At 62.6% G+C, this 13,691-nt stretch carries 16 protein-coding genes; 8 read left to right on the forward strand and 8 right to left on the reverse strand.

What is annotated here, in order from left to right; genetic code table 11:
• Nucleotides 1-13: 13 nt before the first annotated feature.
• Nucleotides 14-940: an ornithine carbamoyltransferase gene (gene argF, locus So717_RS11305; RefSeq protein WP_159977318.1), complete on the forward strand. Its 927-nt coding sequence runs from the start codon at nucleotides 14-16 to the stop codon at nucleotides 938-940.
• Between the two features lie 6 nt (nucleotides 941-946).
• Here argF and So717_RS11310 read toward each other — a convergent pair whose 3' ends face one another.
• The 3 genes from So717_RS11310 to hrpB all read right to left on the reverse strand — a co-directional run bounded on the left by So717_RS11310 (nucleotide 947) and on the right by hrpB (nucleotide 4,570).
• Nucleotides 947-1,405 (reverse strand): NUDIX hydrolase, encoded by a 459-nt coding sequence (locus So717_RS11310; protein WP_159977320.1) that lies wholly within the window; start codon nucleotides 1,403-1,405, stop codon nucleotides 947-949.
• A 174-nt stretch (nucleotides 1,406-1,579) separates the two neighbouring features.
• Complete coding sequence (locus So717_RS11315; RefSeq protein WP_159977322.1) at nucleotides 1,580-2,128, reverse strand: sugar O-acetyltransferase; 549 nt, start codon at nucleotides 2,126-2,128, stop codon at nucleotides 1,580-1,582.
• Between the two features lie 3 nt (nucleotides 2,129-2,131).
• On the reverse strand, nucleotides 2,132-4,570 hold the full coding sequence (hrpB, locus tag So717_RS11320; protein ID WP_159977939.1) for an ATP-dependent helicase HrpB: 2,439 nt from the start codon (nucleotides 4,568-4,570) through the stop codon (nucleotides 2,132-2,134).
• A gap of 93 nt (nucleotides 4,571-4,663) precedes the next feature.
• Between hrpB and meaB the strand changes: the two genes are divergently transcribed.
• On the forward strand, nucleotides 4,664-5,653 hold the full coding sequence (meaB, locus tag So717_RS11325) for a methylmalonyl Co-A mutase-associated GTPase MeaB (RefSeq protein WP_159977324.1): 990 nt from the start codon (nucleotides 4,664-4,666) through the stop codon (nucleotides 5,651-5,653).
• 138 nt (nucleotides 5,654-5,791) lie between these two features.
• Nucleotides 5,792-6,091, forward strand: coding sequence for a 50S ribosomal protein L28 (gene rpmB / locus So717_RS11330; RefSeq protein WP_159977326.1), 300 nt, complete (start codon nucleotides 5,792-5,794; stop codon nucleotides 6,089-6,091).
• 186 nt (nucleotides 6,092-6,277) lie between these two features.
• On the opposite strand, the gene So717_RS11335 is transcribed toward rpmB, so the two are convergent.
• Both So717_RS11335 and So717_RS11340 read right to left on the reverse strand, forming a co-directional pair.
• Entirely contained in the window at nucleotides 6,278-6,970 is a 693-nt protein-coding gene (locus tag So717_RS11335) for an NAD-dependent deacylase (RefSeq protein ID WP_159977328.1), read from the reverse strand.
• Nucleotides 6,971-7,037: 67 nt separating this feature from the next.
• Nucleotides 7,038-7,994 carry a LysR family transcriptional regulator gene (locus So717_RS11340; protein WP_159977330.1) on the reverse strand — a complete coding sequence of 319 codons (957 nt, stop codon included), beginning with the start codon at nucleotides 7,992-7,994 and terminating at the stop codon, nucleotides 7,038-7,040.
• Nucleotides 7,995-8,166: 172 nt separating this feature from the next.
• Between So717_RS11340 and So717_RS11345 the strand changes: the two genes are divergently transcribed.
• The 5 genes from So717_RS11345 to So717_RS11365 all read left to right on the forward strand — a co-directional run bounded on the left by So717_RS11345 (nucleotide 8,167) and on the right by So717_RS11365 (nucleotide 11,135).
• Nucleotides 8,167-9,042: a carbon-nitrogen hydrolase family protein gene (locus tag So717_RS11345; RefSeq protein WP_159977332.1), complete on the forward strand. Its 876-nt coding sequence runs from the start codon at nucleotides 8,167-8,169 to the stop codon at nucleotides 9,040-9,042.
• Nucleotides 9,043-9,120: 78 nt separating this feature from the next.
• Entirely contained in the window at nucleotides 9,121-9,339 is a 219-nt protein-coding gene (gene infA, locus So717_RS11350) for a translation initiation factor IF-1 (RefSeq protein WP_092075473.1), read from the forward strand.
• A gap of 4 nt (nucleotides 9,340-9,343) precedes the next feature.
• Complete coding sequence (locus So717_RS11355) at nucleotides 9,344-9,919, forward strand: Maf family protein (RefSeq protein WP_159977334.1); 576 nt, start codon at nucleotides 9,344-9,346, stop codon at nucleotides 9,917-9,919.
• On the forward strand, nucleotides 9,916-10,938 hold the full coding sequence (locus So717_RS11360) for a ribonuclease E/G (protein WP_159977336.1): 1,023 nt from the start codon (nucleotides 9,916-9,918) through the stop codon (nucleotides 10,936-10,938). The genes So717_RS11355 and So717_RS11360 overlap by 4 nt, the downstream gene beginning before the upstream one ends.
• Nucleotides 10,935-11,135, forward strand: coding sequence for a DNA gyrase inhibitor YacG (locus tag So717_RS11365; protein WP_159977338.1), 201 nt, complete (start codon nucleotides 10,935-10,937; stop codon nucleotides 11,133-11,135). The genes So717_RS11360 and So717_RS11365 overlap by 4 nt, the downstream gene beginning before the upstream one ends.
• A 39-nt stretch (nucleotides 11,136-11,174) precedes the next feature.
• Here So717_RS11365 and So717_RS11370 read toward each other — a convergent pair whose 3' ends face one another.
• The 3 genes from So717_RS11370 to So717_RS11380 are packed head-to-tail and all read right to left on the reverse strand — an operon-like array spanning nucleotide 11,175 to nucleotide 13,691.
• Nucleotides 11,175-11,906 (reverse strand): proteasome-type protease, encoded by a 732-nt coding sequence (locus tag So717_RS11370; RefSeq protein ID WP_159977339.1) that lies wholly within the window; start codon nucleotides 11,904-11,906, stop codon nucleotides 11,175-11,177.
• Nucleotides 11,907-11,939: 33 nt separating this feature from the next.
• Nucleotides 11,940-12,737: a transglutaminase family protein gene (locus tag So717_RS11375; RefSeq protein WP_159977341.1), complete on the reverse strand. Its 798-nt coding sequence runs from the start codon at nucleotides 12,735-12,737 to the stop codon at nucleotides 11,940-11,942.
• A gap of 12 nt (nucleotides 12,738-12,749) precedes the next feature.
• Nucleotides 12,750-13,691 (reverse strand): alpha-E domain-containing protein, encoded by a 942-nt coding sequence (locus So717_RS11380; RefSeq protein WP_159977343.1) that lies wholly within the window; start codon nucleotides 13,689-13,691, stop codon nucleotides 12,750-12,752.

Here is a 13,691-nt window from a genome sequence, read left to right on the forward strand (position 1 = left end):
GGACGATAGACGCATGAACCATTTTCTCGACATTCACCTGACCGATGCCAAGGATCTTCGGAAGATCATTGACCACGCCTCCGCGATGAAAACCGCGCGTCTGGGGCGCCCGCGCGGCGCTTTGGACGATGACCAGCCGCTGAAAGATCGCATGGTGGCTCTGATCTTCGAAAAGCCGTCGACCCGGACGCGGGTGTCGTTCGATGTGGGCGTGCGGCAGATGGGGGGGCAGACAATGGTTCTGTCCGGGTCTGACATGCAGCTTGGGCACGGGGAGACGATCGCTGACACGGCGCGCGTGCTCAGCCGCTATGTGGATCTGATCATGATCCGCACCTTTGACGAGGCGGTGCTGACCGAAATGGCCGAATATGCGACGGTGCCTGTCATCAATGGGCTGACGGACCGCACGCATCCCTGCCAGATCATGGCGGATGTGATGACATTCGAAGAACATCGCGGGCCGATCAAAGGCAAGAAGGTGGTCTGGGCGGGCGACGGCAACAACGTCTGCGCCTCGTTCCTGCATGCGGCGGGGCAGTTCGGCTTTGATCTGACCTTTACCGGGCCGCCGACGCTTGACCCGGAGCAGGAGTTTGTTGATCTCGCCCGTGCGAAAGGCGCCAAGATCGTGATCGAGCGGGACCCGGACAAGGCCGTGCAGGGGGCTGATCTGCTGGTCGCGGACACCTGGGTTTCGATGCATGACGCGCAATCGGCGCGCGAGCGGCGGCACAATCAACTGCGCCCCTATCAGGTCAATGCGGAGCTGATGTCCAAGGCCAAGCCGGACGCGCTTTTCATGCATTGCCTGCCCGCGCACCGCGATGAAGAAGCGACGTCCGAGGTGATGGACGGGCCGCATTCGGTGATTTTCGACGAGGCCGAGAATCGGCTGCATGCGCAAAAAGCCATCATGCGATGGTGCCTGGAGCTTTGAGTCCGCTCAAAAACCGCGCAGGATCGCCTTGAGCTCCGGCTCCCGCACCCGCTCAGCGGCGTCCTCTGGTGAGAACCACCGACGTTTGCGTTGATGGTCTTCAGGGTAGCTTTTGGCCAGCCCATCAACCTCAGCCACATACACTTCGGTTTCGACCGGTGTGATATCGCCGCTGGCGTGATACTTGTCATAGCGGTAGTGCCCAACCGGCGTGGGCTGCACGTTGGCCGCTTCGACGCCAGCCTCTTCCCACGCTTCCTGCAAGGCCGCTTCGCAGTTTGAAAGCCCATCGATTGGCCAGCCCTTGGGTACAATCCAACGCCCCGAGCCTCGGCTTGTGATCAAAAGCACCTGCTTTCCCATGCGGGTCTTGCGATAGCACAGCGCCGCGACCTGTCGCGCCCGCGCCGGTGAAAACCACAGGCGAACCGCGCCTTCAAAGTGAGATTTGACGTACCCAAACATTCATAACACCGTTGGCATCTTGCCTACTTTTTCCGCAATATACAGAATTACCCAGGAATTTCAAATCCCTGACCCTGTGGATAAGATGGCTCTGCTCATCCTGGCACCAGCCTAACGAGAAAGTTCAAATTTTCTGTAAACAAGATCACACGTACGGATTGCGTGGTCTTTGGTCTAAATCGGCCGGGCCGGGCTGCCCACGACACGCCCCATTGGCGCCACATCCTTTGTGACCACAGCACCCGCCCCGACGATGGCGCCCGCGCCGATTGTCACACCGGGCATCAGGATGGCGCCGCCGCCGATCCAGACGTCGTCGCCCAGGGTCACGGGCAAGGCACGCTCGATCCCGGCGCGGCGCTTGGCGATATCGCGGTGGTGGTCAGCGCAGTAGATCTGGACCCTGGGGCCAAGCATACAGCGACTGCCGATGGTCACCCGCGCGCTGTCTAGAATGGCCACGCCCGCGTTGAAGAACACACCGTCCCCCAGCACCGTGTTGCAACCGTAGGCCGTGTGAAACGGGGTTTCGATCAGGCAATCCTCACCAACCGACATGAAGAGCGCCGCCAGCTCCGGCACCATGCCGCCCCGGTCTTCCGGTGGGCACTGGTTATGAGCAAAGACCGCCTTGCGCGCAGCCATCCGCAACTCATCCAGCTCCGGCGTGAGGGCGTTGTACCAGTCACCGCTGATCATCTTGTCGTATGAACTCTGGGCCATCGGCTACTTTCTCGGTTTTGCGCGCAAGGTCGGGTCGGCCTGCGTGGGGTCTTCCGGCCAGGGATGGCGCGGGTACAGCCCGCGCATGTCCTTGCGCACATCAGCATAGGAGCTGGCCCAGAAGCCGGGCAAATCCTGCGTCACCTGAAGCGGGCGCTGCGCGGGAGACAGCAGGGTCAGCAAGACCGGGGCGCCCGCGACCTTGGGGTGCCGGGTCACGCCGAACAGCTCCTGCAAGCGGACAGCGATATGCGGCTGCCCGTCCTCATAGGTGATGGGGACTTGTCGCCCGAGCGGCGTGGTGAAATGCGCAGGGGCCGCGCGGTCGAGCGCCTGCTGCTGATCCCAGCTGAGCCGTGCGCGAAGCGCAGGCAACAGGTCAAATGCCTTCCAGTCGGCGGCAGTCTTGACCCCGATGATATGCGGCAGCAGCCAGTCTTCGAGGCTCTTCATGAGATGACTTTCTGAGAAGTCGGGGTAGTCCGGGTCGGAATGGCCCATGAGCCTCACGCGCGCCAGAAAACGCGCCGTTTTGGCGTCGGGCAGAAGGCCAAGCTGGCGCACACCGTCGAGCATGGCTATGGCGATGGTTTTGGGTGGGGCGTCGTGCCAGGCGCGGTCATCCAGCACAAGCGCGCCCAGTTGTTCCTGCCTGCGAGCCTGCACGGCATTGGCCCGCCGCGACCATTGGCAACTGTCATGCCACTGGATCTGATCGGCGAAGGTCTCGCGCAGCTCAGCGTTAGAGAGCGCAGCCGCCTGCCGGATGCGCGCCTCGCGCGGGTCACCGTCGAGGTCGGTGGCCACGAGGAACGGCGTGTTTGCCAGCGGGTCACCGGCGGGGAGCACGGCGCCCTTGCCACCCGAGAGAACGTAGCGGGGCGCATCCCCGGGCCGCCGCGCGCCAATGCGATCCGGGTAAGCGAGTGCCGCCAGAATGCCGGGGCTGTTCGGACCTTGTCTGCGGTTGGCCTTGGCGAGACGTCTTGCCTCATCTCGGATGCGCGCCACCGTCGCGCGGTGTGGTTCCCACCCGTGTTCGGCCTGAAAGGCGGCTGGCGATTTGACGGCAGAAAGACGCAGTACCAAATCTACGGGACTGTTTCGCAGAACATCGCGTTCTGACAAGATTGCAGCGAAAAGCGGTGCATCTTTGCCGCCTTTTGCAACCATATGGGCAAGGCGCGGGTGCAATGGCAGTGCCGATAGGGCCTTTCCATGGGCGGTGATCCGGCCTTGCTCATCCAGCGCACCCAGCATGGTCAGCACCGCCTGCGCCTCGGCGTAGCGGCCCGCATGGGGTGGGGTAACAAAGGGCATCTGGTCAGGTCGGCTGCCCCAGGCGGCCAGTTCCAACGCGAGGCCAGTCAGATCGCCCGCCTCGATTTCGGCGGGTGGGTGCGACTGCAGGGCACCGTCTTCGCCCCGGGTCCAGAGCTTGTAGCAATGGCCCGGTGCCACGCGGCCCGCGCGGCCCATCCGTTGGGTTGCTTCGGCGCGGGTCACACGCGTGGTGATCAGCCGCGACATGCCAGAGGCGGGGTCGAATTCGGCCCTCCGGGCGAGGCCTGCATCGACCACAATGCGAATACTTTCGATGGTCAGCGAGGTTTCCGCGATGGACGTGGCAAGCACCACTTTGCGCCCCCGTGCTGCGGGTGCAATCGCTGCGCGCTGATCCTTGAAGGGCATGGCACCAAAGAGGGGATGCAGGCTGACATCCGCGCCGATGTGGGGCCGCAAGGCGGCCTCGGTGCGCCGGATCTCTCCTTCGCCCGGCAGGAACACCAGCGCGCTGCCATCACTTTCGGCCAGCGCCATCAAGGTCAGCTCCGCCGCCGCCTGTTCCAGCCGGCGTGTCTTTGGCGTGGGCTTTGGCAGCCAATGCGGTGTGACCTCGAAGGCGCGGCCTTCGGACGTCAGGATCGGGGCCTGCATCAGATCGGCGATGGGCCCGGCATCCAGCGTGGCTGACATGGCCACCAGCATCAGATCCTCCCGCAAAGCGCTGGCAACGTCGAGGCACAGCGCAAGGCCCAGATCTGCGTTCAGCGACCGTTCGTGGAATTCATCGAAGATGACGGCGCCGATGCCCAGCAGATCGGGCTGGGACTGGATCATACGGGTCAGGATGCCTTCGGTGACCACTTCGATGCGGGTGGCTTCCGACACTTTCGCCTGCCCGCGAATGCGGTAGCCGACGGTTTCACCGACAGCCTCGCCCAGTGTCTCGGCCATCCGCTCGGCAGCGGCGCGGGCGGCGAGGCGACGCGGCTCCAGCATGAGGATTTTGCCGGTGGTCAGCCCGGCCTCAAGGATGGCCAGCGGCACGCGGGTGGTCTTACCAGCACCTGGCGGGGCCTGCAGGACCAGACGCCCTGTCTTGCGCAACGTCTCCGTGACCTCGGGCAGGATATCGTCAATGGGCAGATCGAACGGCATGGCCCCGGTGTAGCGAATAGCCGCCACTTCGCCAAGCACTGGACATTTGCGCGGGCCTGCCGGAAAACCAGCGGGACAAAGAGGACGGGCGCCATGGATATTGCCGATCTGACACGCGGTGTGATTGCGGGAGAGCGCCGCGCGCTGGCGCGGGCCATCACGCTGGTGGAAAGCGCGCGGGCGGACCACAAGGCGCAGGCAACGGCCCTGCTGGAGGCGCTGCCGAAAGACCGGCAGGCGCTGCGCATTGGGCTTTCGGGCACGCCAGGGGTGGGCAAATCCACCTTCATCGAAGCCTTTGGTATGATGCTGGTGGAGCGGGGGCTGAAGGTGGCGGTGCTGGCGGTTGATCCCTCCTCGACACGCTCTGGCGGGTCTATCCTCGGGGACAAGACGCGGATGGACCGGCTGTCGCGCGCGGAGGGCGCCTTCATCCGGCCCTCACCAAGCCAGACGCACTTGGGCGGCGTGGCGCGGCGGTCCCGCGAGGTTGTGGCGCTCTGCGAGGGCGCGGGCTTCGACGTGATCCTGATCGAGACGGTCGGAGTGGGGCAGTCTGAGACCGTGGTGGCGCAAATGGCGGATATCTTTCTGCTGCTGCTCGCACCTGCAGGCGGGGACGAGTTGCAGGGGGTGAAACGCGGGATCATGGAGATCGCTGACATCATCCTGATCAACAAGGCGGATGGCGATCTGAAACCGGCAGCGACGCGGACCTGTGCGGATTACGCAGGCGCTCTGCGGCTTCTGCGCAAGCGACCGCAGGATCCGGAGGAGATTCCCAAGGCGATGATGGTGTCCGCCGCAGAGAACACGGGCATTGAGGATGTCTGGCAGGATCTTGAAAGCGTGCGGGCGTGGCGGGCAGAGCATGGGTTCTGGGACAGAACGCGGGCGGATCAGGCGCGCTATTGGTTCGAAGAGGAGGTGAAAACCGCCCTGCTGTCACAGTTGCAAACGCCCCAGGCACGCCGCGCACTGGCGGAGCTGGGCGCAGCTGTTGCGAAAGGGGAGACAGCGCCATCAGCGGCGGCAGCAGAGTTTCTGGCAGGATTGTCGCAAGGTGAGGCGTCAAATGCTTGATTTCCGCGACTGGCCGGGTTGACCGAGCGGGTGATTCCCACTAAAGCCAGCAAACGAATTTCCGGGGCGCGGCCTTTGGCTGCCCCCTTTTGTCGTCCTACGGACCGCCGGGGCGACGCTTAGCAAAAGGATAGACCCATGTCGCGCGTTTGCGAACTGACCGGAAAAGGCCCGATGACTGGCAACAATGTCAGCCACGCCAACAACAAAACCCGCCGGCGCTTTCTGCCGAACCTGAACGACGTGTCGCTGCAGTCCGAAGCTCTGGGCCGCGCGTTCAAGTTCCGCATCTCCGCTGCTGCACTGCGTACGGTGGATCACCGCGGTGGGCTCGACAAATTCATGGCCAAAGCCAAGGACAGCGAGCTGTCGCCCAACGCGCTGAAAGTGAAGAAGGCGATTGCAAAAGCCTCCGATACGGCAGAAGCGCTCAGCTAACCTCCTTCTGCTTTTAAGATTTGAAACCCCTGCCCACAATCGGGCGGGGTTTTTTGTTTTGATGCATTGGGCAACGATCCAGCGACGAACCTCTCGGCTGTCCTGCCCGGTTGGCAAGCCGGGCAGCGCACGCGCCCCCTCGATGGGGGCAAGGGCGCTTCTTTTCTGCGGCGTGCAGGGCATCGGTCAGCGTCCCAAAAGTTCATCTACCCAAACGGGAAGCGTTTCGCTGGCAGAGCCGATGCGGATGTCGTCGAACTGGCTGCCCTGAAGCGAGGGTTCCAGATTGAATTCGACGGTCTGAGCCCCGGCGCGCCGCGCTTCGGCGACAAAACCGGCAGCGGGGTAGACATTGCCCGAGGTGCCGATGCTCGCAAAGACATCAGCGCTGGCCAGATGCTCGAAAATCTCATCCATGTCATAGGGCATCTCCCCGAACCAGACGATATCGGGCCGCGCGGCGGGGCTGTTGCAGGCCGGGCAGATATCGCCCGGTGCCATGACAAGCGGGGCGGGCCAGCGGTGGTCACAGGCCGCACAGAGCGCGGATTTCAGCGCGCCATGCATATGCATGACTTTTTGACTTCCTGCCTTCTCGTGCAGGTCGTCCACATTCTGGGTGATCACAATCACTTCGCCACCAAATGCCTCTTCGAGCCGCGCGAGTGCGCGATGACCCTCGTTCGGCTCCGCTTTGGCAGCCTGCGCGCGGCGGGCGTTGTAAAAGTTGACCACCAGCCTGGGGTCCCGCGCAAAGCCTTCCGGCGTGGCCACATCCTCTATCCGGTGCTGCGCCCAGAGCCCGCCTTCGGCCCGGAAAGTCCCCAAACCACTTTCAGCGGAGATTCCGGCGCCGGTCAGGATGGCAATTTTCTTCATATCACTACGCTCCACTGCTCTGCCCCGTGATGGCGCGGGCGGCAGGCGCTGTCAAAACCTTTGGCCATCATGGGGGGAGGATCTCCAGATGGCCGGACAGGAAGGGCAGGTCGGCCAGCGCAGGCGCGATCATATGCGTTTTGATCAGCCGCCGCATGGTCTGTGCGATGTTCAATGGCACGTCATCGGCCCAGTCTTCGCTGGCAAACAGCGAAATCTGCCGCGAGAAGGGCGGGCCGGGCAGGGGGAATGCGTCGAGCTGATCGTGAAAGCGATGCGCTCGCATAAACCCCAGCGGCGTCGTGATCGTCCAGCCGATGCCGCGCGCAACCATCGCCATCAGCGCCAGATGGCTGCCGATGTCAAACCGTTCCGGATACGCGCTGAGATCCGCCGCCATATGCGCGTCGATCTGTCGGCGGATCAACTGGTCCGGATCATAGCGCAACAAGGGCAGCGTGCCCGGTTGTGGCAGCGTGTTTTCGGCCAGTTTCGTGCCTTTGGGCACCACCAGCATGAAGGGATCGCGGGCCAGCGGGTGTTCGACCACCCCTTCGAGCACCCGGCCCGTGCTGGCAGAAATTGTCAAATGCAGGCGCTTTTCGGAAATGGCCGCCGTCAGATCGTTGCTGGAGGCCGTGATCATCTTAAACTGGCACCCCGTCAGGCTTTCGGCCAGGATCGTCGCGAGGCGCGGCGTCACACTATCGTCAAAATCGTCAATGATCCCAAGGCTGAGCGCGCGCAGATGGGCAAGGTCCATCACCGTGATTTCGCTTTGTGCCAGACGCAATTCGGCCAGCGCGACTTCGGCGCGGTGGAGAAAGAGCGTGCCAGCCGGTGTCAGATGCATGGGACGGCGCGTGTGATCGACCAATTCCGTATTCAGGGCGGTTTCCAGATTGCGCAGCTGTTGGCTGACCGCCGGCTGGCTCAACCCGGTGCGCGCGGCTGCCTTGGCGACGGACCCTGTCGCAGCGAGCGCTTCGAACACTTCCAGCCCGCGCAGGGTGATCCCCTTCATCATTGCTGTCTGACCCTATGCAGTTTTCATTTTCTTGAGGGTGATCGTGGAGATCGTCAAGAAAATATGCGGTGGAACCGCGCTTCAGTTTTGGAAATGCGAATAAGGCGCCCGGCTTGCAGCCCGCCTGCAAATCCGGGACTGTGAAGTGACAGAGATAAAGGAGCCCACGATGAAAGTCGCAACCGCTGCCTATCCGCTCGACGTTCTGACGTCATGGGCGCAGTACGAGGACAAGATCAACGCCTGGATTACAGAGGCTGCAGGTCAGGGCGCGGATCTGGCAGTCTTTCCCGAATATGGTGCGATGGAACTGGCCACTTTGGCCGGGCTGGACGTTGTGGGAGATCTGGAGGCGTCCTTGTTCGCAGTTTCCGAGCGCTTGCCGGATGTAGATGCGCTGCACCAGCAATTGGCGCAAAATCATAGGGTGCATATCCTGGCCGCCTCCGGCCCGGCAGCCACCGAGACACGGCCTGTCAATCGCGCGCGGCTCTTTGCGCCAAACGGGCAGGTTGGCGCGCAAGACAAGCAGATCATGACGCGGTTCGAGCGAGACGCTTGGGGCGTTGTCGGAGGCGGCCCGCTGCAGGTGTTTGAGACAGCCTTGGGCAAGATCGGTGTGCTGATCTGTTATGATGTCGAGTTTCCATTGCTCGGGCGGGCGCTGGCGGAGTGTGACGTGATCCTTGTGCCTTCCTGTACCGAGGCCCTGTCGGGCTATTGGCGGGTGCGCATTGGCGCCATGGCGCGGGCGCTGGAAAACCAATGTGTGACGGTCATGGCCTCTCTGGTGGGCGCCGCGCCATGGTCCGAGGCCGTGGACATCTCCACCGGGGCCGGGGGCGTCTTTGGACCGCCCGACACCGGCTTTCCCGAGAGCGGCGTGTTGGCAGAAGGCATCTTGAATGCGCCCGGCTGGACCTATGCCGAGGTCGACCTTGCGGCCATTGCCCACGTGCGGGCCGATGGCATCGTGCTGGGGCGCAGCCATTGGCCGGAACAGATCGGGCGGGATGGCCCCGCGCCAATTGTGCATATGCGTTAATTCCCCTTGAAAAACCGCCCAAATGCGCGCATCTAAGCGGCGTCCACAAATGGGTGGGCGTGCAATGTAGGAGAAACCATGGCCAAGGAAGATACGCTCGAATTTCCCGGTGTCGTGAAGGAACTCGTGCCAAATGCGACATTTCGGGTCGAGCTGGAAAACGGCCATGAGATCATCGCACATACGGCAGGAAAGATGCGCAAGAACCGCATCCGCGTTCTGGCAGGCGACAAGGTTCAGGTCGAGATGACGCCCTATGATCTGACCAAGGGTCGGATCAACTACCGCTTCAAGTAACCCCTTGTTTATTCTGGGGTCTGGAAGTCCGCGCCGCAAGGAATTGCTGGCGCAAATCGGCGTTGTGCCGGACGATATCCGCCCGCCGGACATTGATGAAGACCCTTTGAAGTGGGAGTTGCCGCGCCCTTATTGCCAGCGGATCACCCGGGAAAAAGTAGGCGCTGTGCGGGCAGATGCAGACGACATCGTGCTTTGTGCCGATACGACCGTCGCACTCGGGCGCCGCATTTTGGGAAAGCCCGCAGATCGGGCAGAGGCCGAGGCGTTTTTACGTCTGCTGTCGGGGCGGCGCCACCGGGTGATCACCGCCGTGGCCGTGCGCCGGGGAGATCACATTTGGGAGAGCGATGTGGTCAGCACCGTGCGCATGAAGCGCCTGTCCGATGAAGATCTGCGCGGCTATCTCGCGACGGGTGATTGGCGGGGTAAAGCCGGTGCCTACGGCATTCAGGGTCCGGCAGGGCGTTTGATCCCATGGATAAGCGGATCTTTCACCGGCATCGTTGGTCTGCCTCTGGCTGAGACGGCAAACTTGCTCTCGGCGGCAGGTCTTCCTCTTTGGACTCAGACGTCATGAAGGGCCGCAGCATCTTTCTGGACCATATTGAAGGCCGCGAGGCTGCGGCTTTGATCGCGGATGGCCAACTCGACGATTTGCTGGTCGACGCAGACGCACCACGCCCCGGCACGATTTACCGCGCCATTGCCGACCGGCCTGTGAAAGGGCAGGGCGGCATGTTCCTCAAGACGCCCGACGGCTCTGCCTTCCTGCGGCAGGTCAAAGGCCTGTCCCCCGGGCAGCCGCTGCTTGTGCAGGTCACCGGCTATGCCGAGCCGGGCAAGGCGCTGCCGGTCACGCAAAAGCTGCTCTTCAAAAGCCGCTATGCCATCGTGACGCCGGGCGCACCGGGGCTCAACATCAGCCGATCCATCAAGGAGGATGACCGGCGGGATCAGCTGTTGGAGATCGCGCATGATGTGATGTCCGACGAGGCGCTTGGCCTGATCCTGCGCTCCTCCTGCGCGGATGCGGATGGCGATGAAATCGCGGATGACATTGCGCAGATGGTCAGCCTCGCAGCGCGCGTTCTGAGCGATGTGGGCTCCGGTATGGAGACCTTGGCAGAGGGAGACGGCCCGCATATGCTAGCCTGGCGCGACTGGGTGGGGCCCGCCGACATCCTGACTGACCAGGGCTGTTTTGAGACACATGGAATTCTTGACGCCCTTGATCAGGCCAAAGGCACCCAGATCCGGCTTGAGGGTGGTGGTGCGCTTTACATCGAACCCACTCGCGCACTTGTGGCGGTGGATGTGAACACCGGCGCTGACGCATCGCTGGCAGCTGGTCTCAAGGCCAACATGGCCTGTGCCAGGGCGCTGCCGCGCGCACTGCGCGTGAAGGGCTTGGGCGGACAAATCGTGCTCGACCTCGCGCCGATGCCCAAGAAAGACCGCCGGAGCTTCGAGACCGCGCTGCGGCAGGCATTCCGCGCAGATGATATCGACACGAGCCTTGTCGGCTGGACCCCACTGGGGCATTTTGAGCTACAGCGCAAACGCGCGCGCATGCCCCTGACTGAGGTGCTGATATGAGCTGCCCTATCTGCGGAAACGACATGCTGCCCGAGATGCGGCCTTTCTGTTCCAAACGCTGCGCGGACCGTGACCTCGCCCGTTGGTTTAACGGCAGCTATGCGGTGCCTTCGAACAATCCCGAAGATATCGATGCTCTGGAAGAGGCGCTCGACCAGGCCGCGCGAGACCAGCAGCGGCCTGACAAACCGCACTAACGACAGGCAGGTTCGGCGGGCTTTCAGGCCGCCGCCTCCCTAGAGCTTGAAGTTGGGCAGCTGGTCGAAAGCGGTGCGCAACGCATCCCCCCAGCCGGTCGAGATACTCTGATAGACATCATCCTCCGCCTCGATCCGCCGTTCCAGCAGCGGTGCGAAGCTGTCGGTCTCATAGACCATCAGATCAAACGGTGGGGCCACCGAGAGGTTCGAGCGCACTGTGGAATCGAACGACACCAGAAGCAGCTTCACCGCATCCTCGAACGCCATCTCGGGATCATAGGCACGGACCAATATCGGCCGACCGTATTTTGTTTCTCCAATCTGGAAAAATGGCGTCTCTTCCGTGACTTCAATGAAGTTCCCTTCTGGGTAAACCATGAACATCGTGGGCGCGCTGCCCTTGATCTGGCCCCCCAAAATCACCGTGGCCTGAAACGCCGAATCGCCGGTCTGACCCACCGGCGCGCTCTGTGCGATTACCTCTTTCAGCGTCCGCCCGACCATGCGCGCGACCTGGAACATCGATGGCGCATGCAGGATCGACGGATCCCGTTCGCTCACCGCCTTCACGCGCTCCTCTATCATACTGACGAGGGCCTGCGTTGTGGCAAGGTTGCCAGCGGTCATCAGCGTGATCAGCCGCTCACCCGGCACCCCCCATTGAAACATCTTGCGGGTCTTGGAGAAGTTGTCGACACCCGCATTGGTGCGCGTGTCTGACATGAACACAAGGCCACGTTCCAGCCGCAGGCCCACACAATAGGTCATGGGGTTATTCCGTCTTCCATTGTCCGCACAGGCTTACTGCTGCACCTGCAGTGAGACAATCATTGATTCCTTCGACTGCCCAAGTCTCAAGCCCGAAATCGGGGCCGCCCGTCGGTAGTCGAGCCCGTAAGCGAGCCGTACATAGCGCGCATCGGGGCTGATCCCGTTGGAGACGTCGAACCCAACCCAGCCGAGCCCGTCCACATGGGCCTCGGCCCAGGCATGGCTGGCATCCTGATCGACCCGGTCGTCCATCAGCAGATATCCCGAGACATAGCGCGCCGGAAGGCCGGCTGCCCGCGCGGCGGCCACAAAAATCTGCGCGTGATCCTGGCACACGCCGCTGCCGCCCATGACGGCCTCTTCGGCGGTTGTGGCTGCATAGGTTTCGCCAATCCGGTAGGGGACCGCCATCAGGATGGAGCTTGACAGCGCATGCAGGGCGGTCAGCTGATCCGTGGCCGCAATCAAATGCTGCGCCAGCGCCAGGATGCCCGGCCCGGCCTCAGTGAAGGGTGTGGAGGTTTTGAAGTACCACAGCGGTGCAGGTCCGTAGACCTCACCCAAGACACCTGCGGTATCCGTTGTCTCCACCTCGCCTTCAGCGGTGATGGCAACCTCTTGCGCGCCGCGATCCGCGCTGACCAGATGTACCAGCCCGCCGTTGTGGTCGCGGTACTGCGTCTCAACCCGGCCGCCCTCCACCGACAGATCCCAGCGTCGCACATCCTGCTGGGGTGTATTGGGCGGGCTGAGCCGCACCTGTTGCAGCGCGTAGTCTACCGGGGTGTCATAGTGGTAGCGGGTTGTGTGATTGATGTTGAGAAGCACCGTGGCCGCCCCCTATGCCATGAAGCGGAAGTCTTGTTCGATCTGGGCACTCAGAGCATTGTTGTCCCGAATGAACTCGGTGATTACCTCATGCAGGCCGAGGTCAAACACCATATCGATGTCCGTGGAGGCAACCCAGCGTTTTAGCCTATCGGCCAGATCGTGGCAGGGGTGCCGCTCCTGATACTCCTGCTCCAGATATCGCAGGTTCTCGGTGGTCTGTTTGACACAGAAGGCCAGAGACCGCGGCAGGCGCTTGTCGAAGATCAGGAAATCCGCGATGGCCGTCGCCGTCATATCGGTCTCATCCAGCCAGCGGAAACAGCGATGCGCCGAGACAGATCGCAGGATCATTTCCCACTGCACATTGTCCAGAGACGACCCAACCGCCAGCGCCGACGGCAGCAGCGTGTAGTACTTCACATCAATGATCCGCGCCGTGTTGTCCGCGCGTTCGATGAAGGTGCCGATGCGCGCGAAATCGTAGATGTCATTGCGCAGCATCGTGCCATAAAGCGCGCCGCGCACCAGCGCGCTCTGTTGGCGGACGGTCGCCAGCACGCCCGGCAGATCCACCGTCGTGATCGGCTCTTTCAGCAGATCGCGCAGGGTCATCCAATTGTCATTCACCGCCTCCCAGACCTCGGTGGTCAGCGCCGTGCGCACAAGGCGCGCATTGTCGCGTGCCGAGGAGGTTACCGAAATCACACTGGACGGGTTGTCCGGATCCCGCAGCAGCCAGTCCATGACCAGCGTGTCGCTGTAGCTGTCATATTTCTGCGCGTAGCCCGCCCCGGCGCCTGATGTTGTGACCACCGATTTCCACTCGGATTCGGCATCTGACGACCGGGTGAGCGCCATGCGAAACCCTGCCTCCAGCAGCCGCGCAGTGTTTTCGCTGCGCTCCAGAAACCGAAACATCCAGTAGAGACCGCCTGCGGTTTTTCCCAGCAT

This window comes from Roseobacter cerasinus (assembly GCF_009811755.1).
GTDB classification, from domain to species: Bacteria; Pseudomonadota; Alphaproteobacteria; order Rhodobacterales; family Rhodobacteraceae; genus Roseobacter; species Roseobacter cerasinus.

What these genes read in the sequence shown, in the direction of transcription:
- So717_RS11310 (WP_159977320.1), bottom strand. Translation starts at nt 1,405, where the DNA reads ATGTTTGGGTACGTCAAATCTCACTTTGAAGGCGCGGTTCGCCTGTGG.
- meaB (WP_159977324.1), top strand. Translation starts at nt 4,664, where the DNA reads ATGGATATTGCCGATCTGACACGCGGTGTGATTGCGGGAGAGCGCCGC.
- rpmB (WP_159977326.1), top strand. Translation starts at nt 5,792, where the DNA reads ATGTCGCGCGTTTGCGAACTGACCGGAAAAGGCCCGATGACTGGCAAC.
- So717_RS11315 (WP_159977322.1), bottom strand. Translation starts at nt 2,128, where the DNA reads ATGGCCCAGAGTTCATACGACAAGATGATCAGCGGTGACTGGTACAAC.
- So717_RS11380 (WP_159977343.1), bottom strand. Translation starts at nt 13,691, where the DNA reads ATGCTGGGAAAAACCGCAGGCGGTCTCTACTGGATGTTTCGGTTTCTG.
- So717_RS11365 (WP_159977338.1), top strand. Translation starts at nt 10,935, where the DNA reads ATGAGCTGCCCTATCTGCGGAAACGACATGCTGCCCGAGATGCGGCCT.
- So717_RS11360 (WP_159977336.1), top strand. Translation starts at nt 9,916, where the DNA reads ATGAAGGGCCGCAGCATCTTTCTGGACCATATTGAAGGCCGCGAGGCT.
- So717_RS11340 (WP_159977330.1), bottom strand. Translation starts at nt 7,994, where the DNA reads ATGAAGGGGATCACCCTGCGCGGGCTGGAAGTGTTCGAAGCGCTCGCT.
- So717_RS11335 (WP_159977328.1), bottom strand. Translation starts at nt 6,970, where the DNA reads ATGAAGAAAATTGCCATCCTGACCGGCGCCGGAATCTCCGCTGAAAGT.
- argF (WP_159977318.1), top strand. Translation starts at nt 14, where the DNA reads ATGAACCATTTTCTCGACATTCACCTGACCGATGCCAAGGATCTTCGG.
- So717_RS11370 (WP_159977339.1), bottom strand. Translation starts at nt 11,906, where the DNA reads ATGACCTATTGTGTGGGCCTGCGGCTGGAACGTGGCCTTGTGTTCATG.
- So717_RS11345 (WP_159977332.1), top strand. Translation starts at nt 8,167, where the DNA reads ATGAAAGTCGCAACCGCTGCCTATCCGCTCGACGTTCTGACGTCATGG.
- hrpB (WP_159977939.1), bottom strand. Translation starts at nt 4,570, where the DNA reads ATGCCGTTCGATCTGCCCATTGACGATATCCTGCCCGAGGTCACGGAG.
- infA (WP_092075473.1), top strand. Translation starts at nt 9,121, where the DNA reads ATGGCCAAGGAAGATACGCTCGAATTTCCCGGTGTCGTGAAGGAACTC.